General features: G+C 50.7%; 13 protein-coding genes and 1 pseudogene. 13 read left to right on the forward strand and 1 reads right to left on the reverse strand.

The window, feature by feature from the left end:
* Positions 1-12 precede the first annotated feature (12 nt).
* The 13 genes and pseudogenes from serC to ACJHX3_RS11405 all read left to right on the forward strand — a co-directional run bounded on the left by serC (position 13) and on the right by ACJHX3_RS11405 (position 15,005).
* Positions 13-1,101 (forward strand): 3-phosphoserine/phosphohydroxythreonine transaminase, encoded by a 1,089-nt coding sequence (gene serC, locus ACJHX3_RS11345; RefSeq protein WP_000057132.1) that lies wholly within the window; start codon positions 13-15, stop codon positions 1,099-1,101.
* Positions 1,102-1,171: 70 nt separating this feature from the next.
* Positions 1,172-2,455, forward strand: coding sequence for a 3-phosphoshikimate 1-carboxyvinyltransferase (gene aroA / locus ACJHX3_RS11350; RefSeq protein ID WP_094321731.1), 1,284 nt, complete (start codon positions 1,172-1,174; stop codon positions 2,453-2,455).
* 168 nt (positions 2,456-2,623) lie between these two features.
* Positions 2,624-3,388, forward strand: coding sequence for a metallopeptidase YcaL (gene ycaL, locus ACJHX3_RS11355; RefSeq protein ID WP_001353317.1), 765 nt, complete (start codon positions 2,624-2,626; stop codon positions 3,386-3,388).
* Positions 3,389-3,560: 172 nt separating this feature from the next.
* Positions 3,561-4,244 carry a (d)CMP kinase gene (cmk, locus tag ACJHX3_RS11360; RefSeq protein WP_000125016.1) on the forward strand — a complete coding sequence of 228 codons (684 nt, stop codon included), beginning with the start codon at positions 3,561-3,563 and terminating at the stop codon, positions 4,242-4,244.
* A 110-nt stretch (positions 4,245-4,354) separates the two neighbouring features.
* Positions 4,355-6,028 carry a 30S ribosomal protein S1 gene (rpsA, locus tag ACJHX3_RS11365; RefSeq protein ID WP_000140327.1) on the forward strand — a complete coding sequence of 558 codons (1,674 nt, stop codon included), beginning with the start codon at positions 4,355-4,357 and terminating at the stop codon, positions 6,026-6,028.
* 159 nt (positions 6,029-6,187) lie between these two features.
* A complete protein-coding gene (ihfB, locus tag ACJHX3_RS11370) occupies positions 6,188-6,472 on the forward strand; it encodes an integration host factor subunit beta (RefSeq protein WP_000167336.1) in 285 nt (94 codons plus the stop codon).
* Between the two features lie 207 nt (positions 6,473-6,679).
* Positions 6,680-8,944: pseudogene (locus tag ACJHX3_RS11375) on the forward strand (ComEC family protein).
* A 36-nt stretch (positions 8,945-8,980) separates the two neighbouring features.
* Positions 8,981-10,729: a lipid A ABC transporter ATP-binding protein/permease MsbA gene (msbA, locus tag ACJHX3_RS11380; RefSeq protein WP_000551266.1), complete on the forward strand. Its 1,749-nt coding sequence runs from the start codon at positions 8,981-8,983 to the stop codon at positions 10,727-10,729.
* Complete coding sequence (gene lpxK, locus ACJHX3_RS11385; RefSeq protein ID WP_000570552.1) at positions 10,726-11,712, forward strand: tetraacyldisaccharide 4'-kinase; 987 nt, start codon at positions 10,726-10,728, stop codon at positions 11,710-11,712. The genes msbA and lpxK overlap by 4 nt, the downstream gene beginning before the upstream one ends.
* 36 nt (positions 11,713-11,748) lie before the next feature.
* Positions 11,749-12,981, forward strand: coding sequence for a crosslink repair DNA glycosylase YcaQ (ycaQ, locus tag ACJHX3_RS11390; protein ID WP_000056542.1), 1,233 nt, complete (start codon positions 11,749-11,751; stop codon positions 12,979-12,981).
* Positions 12,982-13,032: 51 nt separating this feature from the next.
* Positions 13,033-13,215 (forward strand): protein YcaR, encoded by a 183-nt coding sequence (gene ycaR, locus ACJHX3_RS11395; protein WP_000350058.1) that lies wholly within the window; start codon positions 13,033-13,035, stop codon positions 13,213-13,215.
* The gene (kdsB, locus tag ACJHX3_RS11400) at positions 13,212-13,958 is read left to right on the forward strand and encodes a 3-deoxy-manno-octulosonate cytidylyltransferase (protein ID WP_000011612.1); all 747 of its coding nucleotides are present in this window, start codon (positions 13,212-13,214) and stop codon (positions 13,956-13,958) included. The genes ycaR and kdsB overlap by 4 nt, the downstream gene beginning before the upstream one ends.
* A 153-nt stretch (positions 13,959-14,111) precedes the next feature.
* Positions 14,112-15,005 carry a YcbJ family phosphotransferase gene (locus ACJHX3_RS11405; protein WP_000436922.1) on the forward strand — a complete coding sequence of 298 codons (894 nt, stop codon included), beginning with the start codon at positions 14,112-14,114 and terminating at the stop codon, positions 15,003-15,005.
* Here ACJHX3_RS11405 and elyC read toward each other — a convergent pair whose 3' ends face one another.
* The gene (gene elyC / locus ACJHX3_RS11410) at positions 15,006-15,761 is read right to left on the reverse strand and encodes an envelope biogenesis factor ElyC (protein WP_000899598.1); all 756 of its coding nucleotides are present in this window, start codon (positions 15,759-15,761) and stop codon (positions 15,006-15,008) included.
* Positions 15,762-15,835 lie beyond the last annotated feature (74 nt).

Genomic DNA, 15,835 nt, shown 5'->3' on the forward strand with positions numbered 1-15,835 from the left:
TGGTGAGGGGAAATGGCTCAAATCTTCAATTTTAGTTCTGGTCCGGCAATGCTACCGGCAGAGGTGCTTAAACAGGCTCAACAGGAACTGCGCGACTGGAACGGTCTTGGTACGTCGGTGATGGAAGTGAGTCACCGTGGCAAAGAGTTCATTCAGGTTGCAGAGGAAGCCGAGAAGGATTTTCGCGATCTTCTTAACATCCCCTCCAACTACAAAGTATTGTTCTGCCATGGCGGCGGTCGCGGTCAGTTTGCTGCTGTTCCGCTGAATATTCTCGGTGATAAAACCACCGCAGATTATGTTGATGCCGGTTACTGGGCGGCAAGTGCCATTAAAGAAGCGAAAAAATACTGCACGCCTAATGTCTTCGACGCCAAAGTGACTGTTGATGGTCTGCGCGCGGTTAAGCCAATGCGCGAATGGCAACTCTCTGATAATGCTGCTTATATGCATTACTGCCCGAATGAAACCATCGACGGTATCGCTATCGACGAAACGCCAGACTTCGGCAAAGATGTGGTGGTCGCCGCCGACTTCTCTTCAACCATTCTTTCCCGTCCGATTGACGTCAGCCGTTATGGTGTAATTTACGCTGGCGCGCAGAAAAATATCGGCCCGGCTGGCCTGACAATCGTCATCGTTCGTGAAGATTTGCTGGGCAAAGCGAATATCGCGTGTCCGTCGATTCTGGATTATTCCATTCTCAACGATAACGACTCCATGTTTAACACGCCGCCGACATTTGCCTGGTATCTGTCTGGTCTGGTCTTTAAATGGCTGAAAGCGAACGGCGGTGTAGCTGCAATGGATAAAATCAATCAGCAAAAAGCAGAACTGCTGTATGGGGTGATTGATAACAGCGATTTCTACCGCAATGACGTGGCGAAAGCTAACCGTTCGCGGATGAACGTGCCGTTCCAGTTGGCGGACAGTGCGCTTGACAAATTGTTCCTTGAAGAGTCTTTTGCTGCTGGCCTTCATGCGCTGAAAGGTCACCGTGTGGTCGGCGGAATGCGCGCGTCTATTTATAACGCCATGCCGCTGGAAGGCGTTAAAGCGCTGACAGACTTCATGGTTGAGTTCGAACGCCGTCACGGCTAATGCCGAAATTTTGCTTAATCCCCACAGCCAGCCTGTGGGGTTTTTATTTCTGTTGTAGAGAGTTGAGTTCATGGAATCCCTGACGTTACAACCCATCGCTCGTGTCGATGGCACTATTAATCTGCCCGGTTCCAAGAGCGTTTCTAACCGCGCTTTATTGCTGGCGGCATTAGCACACGGCAAAACAGTATTAACCAATCTGCTGGATAGCGATGACGTGCGCCATATGCTGAATGCATTAGCAGCGTTAGGGGTAAGCTATACGCTTTCAGCTGATCGTACGCGTTGCGAAATCATCGGTAACGGCGGTCCATTACACGCAGAAGGTGCCCTGGAGTTGTTCCTCGGTAACGCCGGAACGGCAATGCGTCCGCTGGCGGCAGCTCTTTGTCTGGGTAGCAATGATATTGTGCTGACCGGTGAACCGCGTATGAAAGAACGCCCCATTGGTCATCTGGTGGATGCGCTGCGCCTGGGCGGGGCGAAGATCACTTACCTGGAACAAGAAAATTATCCACCATTGCGTTTACAGGGCGGCTTTACTGGCGGCAACGTTGAAGTTGATGGCTCCGTTTCCAGCCAGTTCCTCACCGCACTGTTAATGACTGCGCCTCTTGCGCCGGAAGATACGGTGATTCGTATTAAAGGCGATCTGGTTTCTAAACCTTACATCGACATCACACTCAATCTGATGAAGACGTTTGGTGTTGAAATTGAATATCAGCACTATCAACAATTTGTCGTTAAAGGCGGGCAGTCTTATCAGTCTCCGGGTACTTATTTGGTCGAAGGCGATGCATCTTCCGCTTCTTACTTTCTGGCAGCAGCAGCAATCAAAGGCGGCACTGTAAAAGTGACCGGTATTGGACGTAACAGTATGCAGGGTGATATTCGCTTTGCTGATGTGCTGGAAAAAATGGGCGCGATCATTTGCTGGGGCGACGATTATATTTCCTGCACGCGTGGTGAACTGAACGCTATTGATATGGATATGAACCATATTCCCGATGCGGCGATGACCATTGCCACGGCGGCGTTATTTGCAAAAGGCACCACCACGCTGCGCAATATCTATAACTGGCGTGTTAAAGAGACCGATCGCCTGTTTGCGATGGCAACAGAACTGCGTAAAGTTGGTGCGGAAGTAGAAGAGGGGCACGATTACATTCGTATCACTCCACCGGAAAAACTGAACTTTGCCGAGATCGCGACATACAATGATCACCGGATGGCGATGTGTTTCTCGCTGGTGGCGTTGTCAGATACACCAGTGACGATTCTTGATCCCAAATGCACGGCCAAAACATTTCCGGATTATTTTGAGCAGCTGGCGCGGATTAGCCAGGCAGCCTGAATGAACAACGTGCAATAAATAGCCAAATCTTTCTTTATCAAAACGTCGGTACATTGCCGGCGTTTTTTTTCGGACCTTGTGAGTCATTTTGATTAATGGTAGCGTCGTTTGTCAATGTAAGCTATTGATACATAATATTTATATATGATTAATCAACGGATGATTCACATGAAGAATACTAAATTACTGCTGGCGATTGCGGCCTCTGCAGCATTACTGACAGGGTGTCAAAATACCCACGGTATTGATACCAATATGGCTATCAGCTCAGGTTTAAATGCCTATAAAGCAGCAACGTTAAGCGATGCTGATGCAAAAGCGATTGCCAATCAGGGCTGTGCCGAAATGGACAGCGGCAATCAAGTCGCAAGTAAATCCAGCAAGTACGGTAAACGTCTGGCAAAAATCGCCAAAGCATTGGGTAACAATATTAATGGCACGCCGGTCAACTATAAGGTTTATATGACCAGCGACGTCAACGCATGGGCGATGGCGAACGGCTGTGTTCGTGTCTACAGTGGCCTGATGGACATGATGAACGACAACGAAATTGAAGGCGTTCTGGGTCATGAACTGGGCCACGTCGCGTTGGGTCACTCGCTGGCTGAAATGAAAGCTTCTTATGCGATCGTTGCCGCACGTGATGCGATTTCCGCTACCAGCGGTGTGGCTTCCCAGCTTTCTCGCTCACAATTAGGTGATATCGCAGAAGGCGCGATCAATGCTAAATACTCCCGCGATAAAGAGTCCGAAGCAGATGATTTCTCCTTTGATCTGTTGAAGAAACGTGGCATCAGCACCCAGGGGCTGGTTGGCAGCTTTGAAAAATTGGCCAGCCTGGATGGCGGTCGTACCCAGTCCATGTTTGACTCTCACCCACCATCAACAGAGCGTGCGCAACACATACGTGATCGTATCGCCTCTGGTAAGTAAATCATTGTCATCTTTCGGGCTGGTCTTCTGCCAGCCCGCTATAATTGCGCAATAAATCCCCATCTGAATACAGACAAAACTGGTTTTTGCACACAACGTTAACGATTTGTGGCGTCGGCGCGTATAATGCGCGCGGTTATGTTAACGGTACGCCTGTTTTAAGGAGATAAAGATGACGGCAATTGCCCCGGTTATTACCATTGATGGCCCAAGCGGTGCAGGGAAAGGCACCTTGTGTAAGGCTATGGCGGAAGCGTTGCAATGGCATCTGCTGGATTCGGGTGCAATTTATCGCGTACTGGCACTGGCGGCATTACATCACCATGTTGATGTTGCTTCGGAAGATGCGCTGGTGCCGCTGGCATCCCATCTGGATGTACGTTTTGTGTCGACCAATGGCAATCTGGAAGTGATCCTCGAAGGGGAAGATGTCAGCGGCGAAATTCGTACTCAGGAAGTGGCGAATGCTGCTTCACAAGTCGCGGCATTCCCACGCGTTCGTGAAGCATTATTGCGTCGCCAACGCGCGTTTCGCGAATTACCAGGCCTGATTGCCGATGGCCGCGACATGGGAACGGTGGTATTCCCTGATGCGCCAGTGAAAATTTTCCTTGACGCCTCCTCGGAAGAACGTGCGCATCGCCGCATGCTACAGTTGCAGGAGAAGGGCTTTAGTGTTAACTTTGAGCGCCTTTTGGCCGAGATCAAAGAACGCGACGACCGCGATCGTAACCGAGCGGTAGCGCCACTGGTTCCGGCAGCCGATGCTTTAGTGTTGGATTCCACCACCTTAAGCATTGAGCAAGTGATTGAAAAAGCGCTACAATACGCGCGCCAGAAATTGGCTCTCGCATAAGCGACCGAATTTGCAGTACCCCCGTTGCAATGGAATGACAGCGGGTATGTTAAACAACCCCATCCGGCATGGAGCCAGGTGGACGTTAAATATAAACCTGAAGATTAAACATGACTGAATCTTTTGCTCAACTCTTTGAAGAGTCCTTAAAAGAAATCGAAACCCGCCCGGGTTCTATCGTTCGTGGCGTTGTTGTTGCTATCGACAAAGACGTAGTACTGGTTGACGCTGGTCTGAAATCTGAGTCCGCCATCCCGGCTGAGCAGTTCAAAAACGCCCAGGGCGAGCTGGAAATCCAGGTAGGTGACGAAGTTGACGTTGCTCTGGACGCAGTAGAAGACGGCTTCGGTGAAACTCTGCTGTCCCGTGAGAAAGCTAAACGTCACGAAGCCTGGATCACGCTGGAAAAAGCTTACGAAGATGCTGAAACTGTTACCGGTGTTATCAACGGCAAAGTTAAGGGCGGCTTCACTGTTGAGCTGAACGGTATTCGTGCGTTCCTGCCAGGTTCTCTGGTAGACGTTCGTCCGGTGCGTGACACTCTGCACCTGGAAGGCAAAGAGCTTGAATTCAAAGTAATCAAGCTGGATCAGAAGCGCAACAACGTTGTTGTTTCTCGTCGTGCCGTTATCGAATCCGAAAACAGCGCAGAGCGCGATCAGCTGCTGGAAAACCTGCAGGAAGGCATGGAAGTTAAAGGTATCGTTAAGAACCTCACTGACTACGGTGCATTCGTTGATCTGGGCGGCGTTGACGGCCTGCTGCACATCACTGACATGGCCTGGAAACGCGTTAAGCATCCGAGCGAAATCGTCAACGTGGGCGACGAAATCACTGTTAAAGTGCTGAAGTTCGACCGCGAACGTACCCGTGTATCCCTGGGCCTGAAACAACTGGGCGAAGATCCGTGGGTAGCTATCGCTAAACGTTATCCGGAAGGTACCAAACTGACTGGTCGCGTGACCAACCTGACCGACTACGGCTGCTTCGTTGAAATCGAAGAAGGCGTTGAAGGCCTGGTACACGTTTCCGAAATGGATTGGACCAACAAAAACATCCACCCGTCCAAAGTTGTTAACGTTGGCGATGTAGTGGAAGTTATGGTTCTGGATATCGACGAAGAACGTCGTCGTATCTCCCTGGGTCTGAAACAGTGCAAAGCTAACCCGTGGCAGCAGTTCGCGGAAACCCACAACAAGGGTGACCGTGTTGAAGGTAAAATCAAGTCTATCACTGACTTCGGTATCTTCATCGGCCTGGACGGCGGCATCGACGGCCTGGTTCACCTGTCTGACATCTCCTGGAACGTTGCAGGCGAAGAAGCAGTTCGTGAATACAAAAAAGGCGACGAAATCGCTGCAGTTGTTCTGCAGGTTGACGCAGAACGTGAACGTATCTCCCTGGGCGTTAAACAGCTCGCAGAAGATCCGTTCAACAACTGGGTTGCTCTGAACAAGAAAGGCGCTATCGTAACCGGTAAAGTAACTGCAGTTGACGCTAAAGGCGCAACCGTAGAACTGGCTGACGGCGTTGAAGGTTACCTGCGTGCTTCTGAAGCATCCCGTGACCGCGTTGAAGACGCTACCCTGGTTCTGAGCGTTGGCGACGAAGTTGAAGCTAAATTCACCGGCGTTGATCGTAAAAACCGCGCAATCAGCCTGTCTGTTCGTGCGAAAGACGAAGCTGACGAGAAAGATGCAATCGCAACTGTTAACAAACAGGAAGATGCAAACTTCTCCAACAACGCAATGGCTGAAGCTTTCAAAGCAGCTAAAGGCGAGTAATTCTCTGACTCTTCGGGATTTTTATTCCGAAGTTTGTTGAGTTTACTTGACAGATTGCAGGTTTCGTCCTGTAATCAAGCACTAAGGGCGGCTACGGCCGCCCTTAATCAATGCAGCAACAGCAGCCGCTAAATTTGCCTTTAAGGAACCGGAGGAATCATGACCAAGTCAGAATTGATAGAAAGACTTGCCACCCAGCAATCGCACATTCCCGCCAAGACGGTTGAAGATGCAGTAAAAGAGATGCTGGAGCATATGGCCTCGACTCTTGCGCAGGGCGAGCGTATTGAAATCCGCGGTTTCGGCAGTTTCTCTTTGCACTACCGCGCACCACGTACCGGACGTAATCCGAAGACTGGCGATAAAGTAGAACTGGAAGGAAAATACGTTCCTCACTTTAAACCAGGTAAAGAACTGCGCGATCGCGCCAATATTTACGGTTAAGTTTTTACTCAAACTTGAACGCGAGAAAAGCACCTGTCGGGTGCTTTTTTCATTTCTCTAATCTGGAACTGGAAGCAGCCTCGCAGAGTTTTGAACAGTTTTCACCCTCTCGTTAAATTCTTCTGAACGTGCCTCGGGGAACGCAAAACTCCCACCAGACAACCGCTCAACAAAGTTGCACATTTTCCATAAACAGGGGAGGGGTGCATGAAAATAACGACAGTCGGCGTATGCATAATTTGCGGAATTTTTCCGTTGCTGGTTTTGCCCCAATTGCCTGGGACATTAACCCTTGCGTTTCTGACTGTCTTCGCCTGCGTACTGGTATTTATCCCTTTTAAAGCCGTCCGTTATATCGCGCTGACGTTGCTGTTTTTTCTTTGGGGCATATCAGCGGCAAAGCAAATTTTGTGGGCAGGAGAAACCTTAACTGGCGCGACGCAGGATGCAATAGTTGAGATCACTGCTACTGACGGCATGACCACTCATTACGGTCAAATCACTCATCTACAAAGTCGACGTATATTCCCTGCGCCAGGCCTTGTGCTGTATGGCGAATATCTCCCGCAAGCGGTTTGTGCCGGACAACTATGGTCAATGAAACTCAAAGTTCGTGCAGTTCATGGCCAACTTAATGATGGCAGCTTTGATAGCCAGCGTTATGCCATTGCCCAGCATCAGCCGCTGACCGGTCGCTTTCTGCAGGCAAGTGTCATTGAACCGAATTGTAGCCTGCGTGCACAGTATCTGGCGTCATTACAAACAACGCTGCAACCCTATCCGTGGAATGCAGTTATTCTTGGTTTAGGTATGGGGGAACGGTTATCCGTTCCCAAAGAAATCAAAAATATCATGCGCGATACTGGAACGGCGCATTTAATGGCGATATCGGGATTGCATATCGCTTTTGCGGCGTTGCTGGCTGCCGGACTCATTCGCGGTGGGCAAGTTTTTCTGCCTGGGCGCTGGATCCACTGGCAAATGCCATTAATTGGCGGAATCTGCTGTGCTGCTTTTTATGCCTGGCTGACTGGGATGCAACCTCCTGCATTGCGTACCGTGGTGGCGCTTGCCATGTGGGGAATGCTTAAGTTAAGTGGGCGACAATGGAGTGGCTGGGATGTATGGATATGTTGTCTGGCGGCAATTTTGCTGATGGATCCTGTTGCCATTCTCTCGCAAAGTTTATGGCTCTCTGCCGCTGCGGTCGCGGCACTGATTTTTTGGTATCAGTGGTTTCCCTGTCCTGAGTGGCAACTGCCGCCGGTATTGCGTGCAGTTGTTTCCCTCATCCATCTGCAACTGGGAATCACACTTCTGCTTATGCCCGTGCAAATCGTCATATTTCATGGCATTAGTCTGACCTCGTTTATTGCAAATCTATTTGCAATTCCCTTGGTGACATTTATAACGGTTCCGTTGATCCTCGCTGCGATGGTTGTGCATTTAAGCGGGCCGTTAATCCTGGAGCAAGGGTTATGGTTTCTTGCCGACCGGTCTTTGGCTCTACTTTTCTGGGGGTTAAAGAGTTTGCCTGAAGGGTGGATCAACATTGCTGAACGTTGGCAATGGTTAACATTTTCCCCATGGTTCTTACTGGTGGTATGGCGATTAAACGCCTGGCGAACGTTGCCAGCAATGTGTGTGGCTGGAGGCTTGCTGATGTGCTGGCCGCTGTGGCAAAAACCTCGACCTGACGAGTGACAGGTGTACATGCTTGATGTCGGGCAAGGGCTGGCAATGGTGATAGCCAGAAACGGCAAAGCGATTCTCTATGACACGGGACTGGCCTGGCCTGAAGGAGATAGTGGGCAACAACTGATTATCCCCTGGCTCCACTGGCATAATCTTGAACCGGAAGGCGTTATTCTGAGCCATGAACATCTGGATCACCGGGGAGGGCTGGATTCAATATTGCATATATGGCCGATGTTATGGATCAGAAGTCCGTTAAACTGGGAACATCATCAGCCCTGTGTGCGTGGCGAAGCGTGGCAATGGCAAGGATTGCGTTTCAGCGCGCACTGGCCTTTACAAGGTAGCAACGATAAAGGAAATAACCATTCCTGTGTGGTTAAGATTGATGACGGGACGAATAGCATTCTTCTAACCGGTGATATTGAAGCCCCCGCTGAACAAAAGATGCTAAGCCGTTACTGGCAGCAAGTGCAAGCAACATTACTTCAGGTACCTCACCATGGCAGTAATACCTCATCATCGTTGCCATTAATTCAGCGAGTGAATGGAAAAGTGGCACTCGCATCGGCATCGCGCTATAACGCATGGCGATTGCCCTCAAGCAAAGTTAAACATCGCTATCAACAACAGGGTTATAAGTGGCTTGATACTCCTCATCAGGGGCAAATAACGGTCAATTTTTCAGCACAAGGCTGGCGGATTAGCAGCCTCAGGGAGCAAATTTTACCTCGTTGGTATCATCAGTGGTTTGGCGTGCCAGTGGATAACGGGTAGAATATGCGGCTATTTCAACAAATGCTGGTTTTTTGAATGCATAACGACAAAGATCTCTCTACGTGGCAGACATTCCGCCGACTGTGGCCAACCATTGCGCCTTTTAAAGCGGGTCTGATCGTGGCGGGCGTAGCGTTAATCCTCAACGCAGCCAGCGATACCTTCATGTTATCGCTCCTTAAGCCACTTCTTGATGATGGCTTTGGTAAAACAGATCGCTCCGTGCTGGTGTGGATGCCGCTGGTGGTGATCGGGCTGATGATTTTACGTGGTATCACCAGCTATGTCTCCAGCTACTGTATCTCCTGGGTATCAGGAAAGGTGGTAATGACTATGCGTCGCCGCCTGTTTGGTCACATGATGGGAATGCCTGTTTCATTTTTTGACAAACAGTCAACGGGTACGCTGTTGTCACGTATCACCTACGATTCCGAACAGGTTGCTTCTTCTTCTTCCGGCGCACTGATTACTGTTGTGCGTGAAGGTGCGTCGATCATCGGCCTGTTCATCATGATGTTTTATTACAGTTGGCAACTGTCGATCATTTTGATTGTGCTGGCACCGATTGTTTCGATTGCGATTCGCGTTGTATCGAAGCGTTTTCGCAACATCAGTAAAAACATGCAGAACACCATGGGGCAGGTGACCACCAGCGCAGAACAAATGCTGAAGGGCCACAAAGAAGTATTGATTTTCGGTGGTCAGGAAGTGGAAACGAAACGCTTCGATAAAGTCAGTAACCGAATGCGTCTTCAGGGGATGAAAATGGTTTCAGCCTCTTCCATCTCTGATCCGATCATTCAGCTGATCGCCTCTTTGGCGCTGGCGTTTGTTCTGTATGCGGCGAGCTTCCCAAGTGTTATGGATAACCTGACTGCCGGTACGATTACCGTTGTTTTCTCTTCAATGATTGCACTGATGCGTCCACTGAAATCGCTGACCAACGTTAACGCCCAGTTCCAGCGCGGTATGGCGGCTTGTCAGACGCTGTTTACCATTCTGGACAGTGAGCAGGAGAAAGACGAAGGTAAGCGCGTGATCGAGCGTGCGACTGGCGACGTGGAATTCCGCAATGTCACCTTTACTTATCCGGGACGTGACGTGCCCGCATTGCGTAACATCAACCTGAAAATTCCGGCAGGGAAGACGGTTGCTCTGGTTGGACGCTCTGGTTCAGGTAAATCAACCATCGCCAGCCTAATCACACGTTTTTACGATATTGATGAAGGCGAAATCCTGATGGATGGTCACGATCTGCGCGAGTATACCCTGGCGTCGTTACGTAACCAGGTTGCTCTGGTGTCGCAGAATGTCCATCTGTTTAACGATACGGTTGCCAACAACATTGCTTACGCACGGACTGAACAGTACAGCCGTGAGCAAATTGAAGAAGCGGCGCGTATGGCCTACGCCATGGACTTCATCAATAAGATGGATAACGGTCTCGATACAGTGATTGGTGAAAACGGCGTGCTGCTCTCTGGCGGTCAGCGTCAGCGTATTGCCATCGCTCGAGCCTTGTTGCGTGATAGCCCGATTCTGATTCTGGACGAAGCTACCTCGGCGCTGGATACCGAATCTGAACGTGCGATTCAGGCGGCACTGGATGAGTTGCAGAAAAACCGTACCTCTCTGGTGATTGCCCACCGCTTGTCTACCATTGAAAAGGCAGACGAAATCGTGGTCGTCGAGGATGGTGTCATTGTGGAACGCGGTACGCATAACGATTTGCTTGAGCACCGTGGCGTTTACGCGCAACTTCACAAAATGCAGTTTGGCCAATGATCGAAAAAATCTGGTCTGGTGAATCCCCTTTGTGGCGGCTATTGCTGCCACTCTCCTGGTTGTATGGCCTGGTGAGTGGCGCGATCCGTCTTTGCTATAAACTAAAACTGAAGCGCGCCTGGCGTGCCCCCGTACCGGTTGTCGTGGTTGGTAATCTCACCGCAGGCGGCAACGGAAAAACCCCGGTCGTTGTCTGGCTGGTGGAACAGTTGCAACAGCGCGGTATTCGCGTGGGGGTCGTATCGCGGGGATATGGTGGTAAGGCTGAATCTTATCCGCTGTTATTGTCGGCAGATACCACCACAGCACAGGCGGGTGATGAACCTGTGTTGATTTATCAACGCACTGGCGCGCCCGTTGCGGTTTCTCCCGTGCGTTCTGATGCGGTAAAAGCCATTCTGGCGCAACACCCTGATGTGCAGATCATCGTAACCGACGACGGTTTACAGCATTACCGTCTGGCGCGTGATGTGGAAATTGTCGTTATTGATGGTGTGCGTCGCTTTGGCAATGGTTGGTGGTTGCCGGCGGGGCCAATGCGTGAGCGAGCGGGGCGCTTAAAGTCGGTTGATGCGGTAATCGTCAACGGCGGTGTCCCCCGCAGCGGTGAAATCCCCATGCATCTGCTGCCGGGTCAGGCGGTGAATTTACGTACCGGTACGCGTTGTGAAGTTGCTCAGCTTGAACATGTAGTGGCGATGGCGGGGATTGGACATCCGCCGCGCTTTTTTGCCACGCTGAAGATGTGTGGCGTACAACCGGAAAAATGTGTACCGCTGGCCGATCATCAGTCTTTGAATCATGCGGATGTCAGCGCGTTGGTAAGCGCCGGGCAAACGCTGGTAATGACTGAAAAAGATGCGGTGAAATGCCGGGCCTTTGCAGAAGAAAATTGGTGGTATTTGCCTGTAGACGCACAGCTTTCAGGTGATGAACCAGCGAAACTGCTTGCGCAACTAACCTCGCTGGCTTCTGGCAACTAGTTACGCCGCGGCAGCGTTCGATTGATGGAGTCATGAATGTCGCTGCCGCACCTCTCTCTTGCTGATGCGCGTAATCTTCACCTCGCCGCGCAAGGCCTGTTAAACAAACCCCGCCGTCGAGCGTCGTTGGAGGATATTCCGGCAACGATCTCCCGCATGTCCTTGCTGCAAATCGATACCATTAATATTGTTGCCCGTAGTCCATATCTGGTGCTTTTCAGTCGTCTGGGAAATTATCCTGCGCAATGGCTGGATGAGTCTCTGGCGCGTGGCGAATTAATGGAATACTGGGCGCATGAAGCCTGCTTTATGCCGCGTAGCGACTTTCGTCTTATTCGCCACCGCATGCTGGCACCTGAAAAAATGGGCTGGAAATACAAAGACGCCTGGATGCAGGAACATGAGGCGGAAATTGCACAGTTAATTCAGCATATTCATGATAAGGGGCCGGTACGTTCAGCCGATTTTGAGCATCCTCGTAAAGGTGCAAGCGGCTGGTGGGAGTGGAAGCCGCATAAACGGCATCTGGAAGGTTTATTTACAGCCGGGAAAGTGATGGTGATTGAACGGCGCAACTTCCAGCGCGTTTATGATTTAACCTACCGTGTCATGCCTGACTGGGATGATGAGCGCGATCTCGTTTCGCAAACAGAAGCAGAAATCATCATGCTGGATAACAGTGCGCGTAGCCTGGGAATATTCCGCGAACAGTGGCTGGCAGATTACTATCGGCTGAAACGTCCGGCACTGGCAGCGTGGCGCGAAGCGAGGGCTGAACAGCGGCAAATCATTGCTGTGCATGTTGAAAAATTGGGCAATCTTTGGCTGCATGCTGATTTGCTGCCGCTACTCGAGCGTGCGCTGGCCGGAAAGCTCACTGCAACGCACAGCGCGGTACTTTCGCCTTTTGATCCTGTTGTCTGGGATCGTAAACGCGCAGAGCAGCTTTTTGATTTTAGCTACCGGCTGGAGTGCTATACCCCAGCGCCGAAACGCCAGTATGGCTATTTTGTTCTGCCGTTATTACATCGTGGGCAATTAGTTGGGCGAATGGATGCCAAAATGCATCGCCAGACAGGCATCCTTGAAGTTATCTCTCTGTGGTTACAGGAAGGCATTAAACCAACGACAACGCTGCAAAAAGGGTTACGTCAGGCGATTACTGATTTCGCTAACTGGCAGCAGGCAACGCGGGTGACATTAGGACGCTGCCCGCAAGGCCTCTTTACTGATTGCCGCACCGGCTGGGAAATAGACCCCGTCGCATAAATGATTATGATAAGATTTATGCATTCATAACCCGATCCATCTGGAGGAACTATGGATCATCGTCTGCTTGAAATCATTGCCTGCCCGGTTTGCAACGGAAAACTTTGGTATAACCAGGAAAAACAAGAACTTATTTGCAAACTGGACAACCTGGCTTTCCCGCTGCGCGATGGCATTCCAGTGTTGCTGGAAACGGAAGCCCGCGTGCTGACTGCTGATGAGAGTAAATCATGAGTTTTGTGGTCATTATTCCCGCGCGCTACGCGTCCACGCGTCTGCCCGGTAAACCATTGGTTGATATTAACGGCAAACCCATGATTGTTCATGTTCTTGAACGCGCGCGCGAATCAGGTGCCGAGCGCATCATCGTGGCAACCGATCATGAGGATGTTGCCCGCGCTGTTGAAGCCGCTGGCGGCGAAGTATGTATGACGCGCGCCGATCATCAGTCAGGTACAGAACGTCTGGCGGAAGTTGTCGAAAAATGTGCATTCAGCGACGACACGGTGATCGTTAATGTGCAGGGGGATGAACCGATGATCCCTGCGACAATCATTCGTCAGGTTGCTGATAATCTCGCCCAGCGTCAGGTGGGTATGGCGACTCTGGCGGTGCCAATCCACAATGCAGAGGAAGCGTTTAACCCGAATGCGGTGAAAGTGGTCCTCGACGCTGAAGGGTATGCACTGTACTTCTCTCGCGCCACCATTCCTTGGGATCGTGATCGTTTTGCAAAAGGCCTTGAAACCGTTGGCGATAACTTCCTGCGTCATCTTGGTATTTATGGCTACCGTGCAGGCTTTATCCGTCGTTACGTCAACTGGCAGCCAAGTCCGTTAGAACACATCGAAATGTTAGAGCAGCTTCGTGTTCTGTGGTACGGCGAAAAAATCCATGTTGCTGTCGCCCAGGAAGTTCCTGGCACAGGTGTGGATACCCCTGAAGATCTCGAGCGCGTTCGCGCTGAAATGCGCTAATTTCACTTCACGACACTCCAGCCAATTTTGGGAGGAGTGTCGTACCGTTACGATTTTCCTCAATTTTTCTTTTCAACAATTGATCTCATTCAGGTGACACCTTTTATATTGGCGCTCATTATGAAAGCAGTAGCTTTTATGAGGGTAATCTGAATGGAACAGCTGCGTGCCGAATTAAGCCATTTACTGGGCGAAAAACTCAGTCGTATTGAGTGCGTCAATGAAAAAGCGGATACGGCGTTGTGGGCTTTGTATGACAGCCAGGGAAACCCAATGCCGTTAATGGCAAGAAGCTTTAGTACGCCCGGAAAAGCCCGACAACTGGCATGGAAAACCACCATGCTGGCAAGAAGTGGGACTGTCCGTATGCCGACTATTTATGGTGTGATGACGCATGAAGAACACCCCGGCCCCGATGTCCTGCTACTGGAGCGGATGCGTGGTGTTTCGGTGGAGGCACCAGCCCGAACACCAGAACGCTGGGAACAACTCAAAGATCAAATCGTTGAAGCCTTACTGGCCTGGCACCGTCAGGACAGTCGCGGTTGCGTCGGCGCGGTCGACAATACTCAGGAAAATTTCTGGCCCTCATGGTACCGGCAACATGTTGAAGTGCTATGGACCACGCTCAATCAGTTCAATAACACCGGTCTAACGATGCAGGATAAGCGGATCCTGTTTCGTACTCGCGAATGTCTCCCGGCATTATTTGAAGGCTTTAACGACAATTGTGTGCTGATTCACGGTAACTTCTGTTTACGCAGCATGCTGAAAGATTCGCGCAGCGATCAGTTACTGGCGATGGTCGGGCCGGGACTAATGCTTTGGGCACCGCGAGAATACGAACTGTTCCGACTAATGGATAATTCTCTGGCGGAAGATTTGCTCTGGAGTTACCTGCAACGCGCGCCAGTGGCGGAGTCATTCATCTGGCGGCGTTGGTTGTATGTGTTATGGGATGAAGTTGCGCAACTGGTTAATACCGGACGATTTAGTCGGCGCAACTTCGATCTGGCATCAAAATCACTCTTGCCGTGGCTCGCCTGACTAACCTTTTAGCCACTGCCAGATGCGGCCAAGCGTTTCATAGCCAACACGATCGCTATGCATCAACCAAACCGGAGAAGGGATTGCCCGTTCCCACGGATTAAGCGGCGAGTCGATGGCCAACTGATTCGCCGGGGCTGGCAGCGGATTTAGCCCTTCCTGCTGAAAAAAGATCATCGCCCGCGGCAGATGTGATGCGGAGGTCACCAGCAGGAAAGGGGCGTCACCAATTGCCTGTTTCACTGCCGCAGCTTCTTCTTCGGTATCTTTTGGCAAATCCAGAGTGATAATTTGCTCGCGCGGCACGCCCAGCGATTGCGCAACTCGGGCACCTACTTCGGCTGTACTCACCGTATTGGTTTTTGCTACGCCTCCCGTGAAGATCAGTTTTGATCCCGGATTTTCGCGCCATAAGCGAATACCTTCATTCAGGCGGGGCAGACTGTTATTGATTAAATTCGAGCTTGGTGCCCACTGCGGGTTCCAGGTATAACCACCTCCGAGCACCACGATATAGTCCACTTTTTGCGAATTATTCCATGTCGGATAGGTGCTTTCGATGGGACGCAGCAGGCGGTCGGCTACCGGTTGCAAACTCAATAACAAGAGCGCCAGCCACCCAATGCTAATAAAAATCTTCCCGGTTTTTTGAAAACGGCTAAACCACAGCAGCGCCAGGCCAGCGCCAATAATCAACAACATCAGCGGAAGTGGCAGCAACATATTGCCAATCACTTTTTTCAGTGTAAAAAGCATCCTTTCTGGTTCCTTTTTTAACCATATAGCAAGGGATCGCCAGCGATATTACACCAGACGGGTTCATTCTCGCC

This window comes from Escherichia sp. WS1265, assembly GCF_046487585.1.
Lineage (GTDB): Bacteria > Pseudomonadota > Gammaproteobacteria > Enterobacterales > Enterobacteriaceae > Escherichia > Escherichia coli.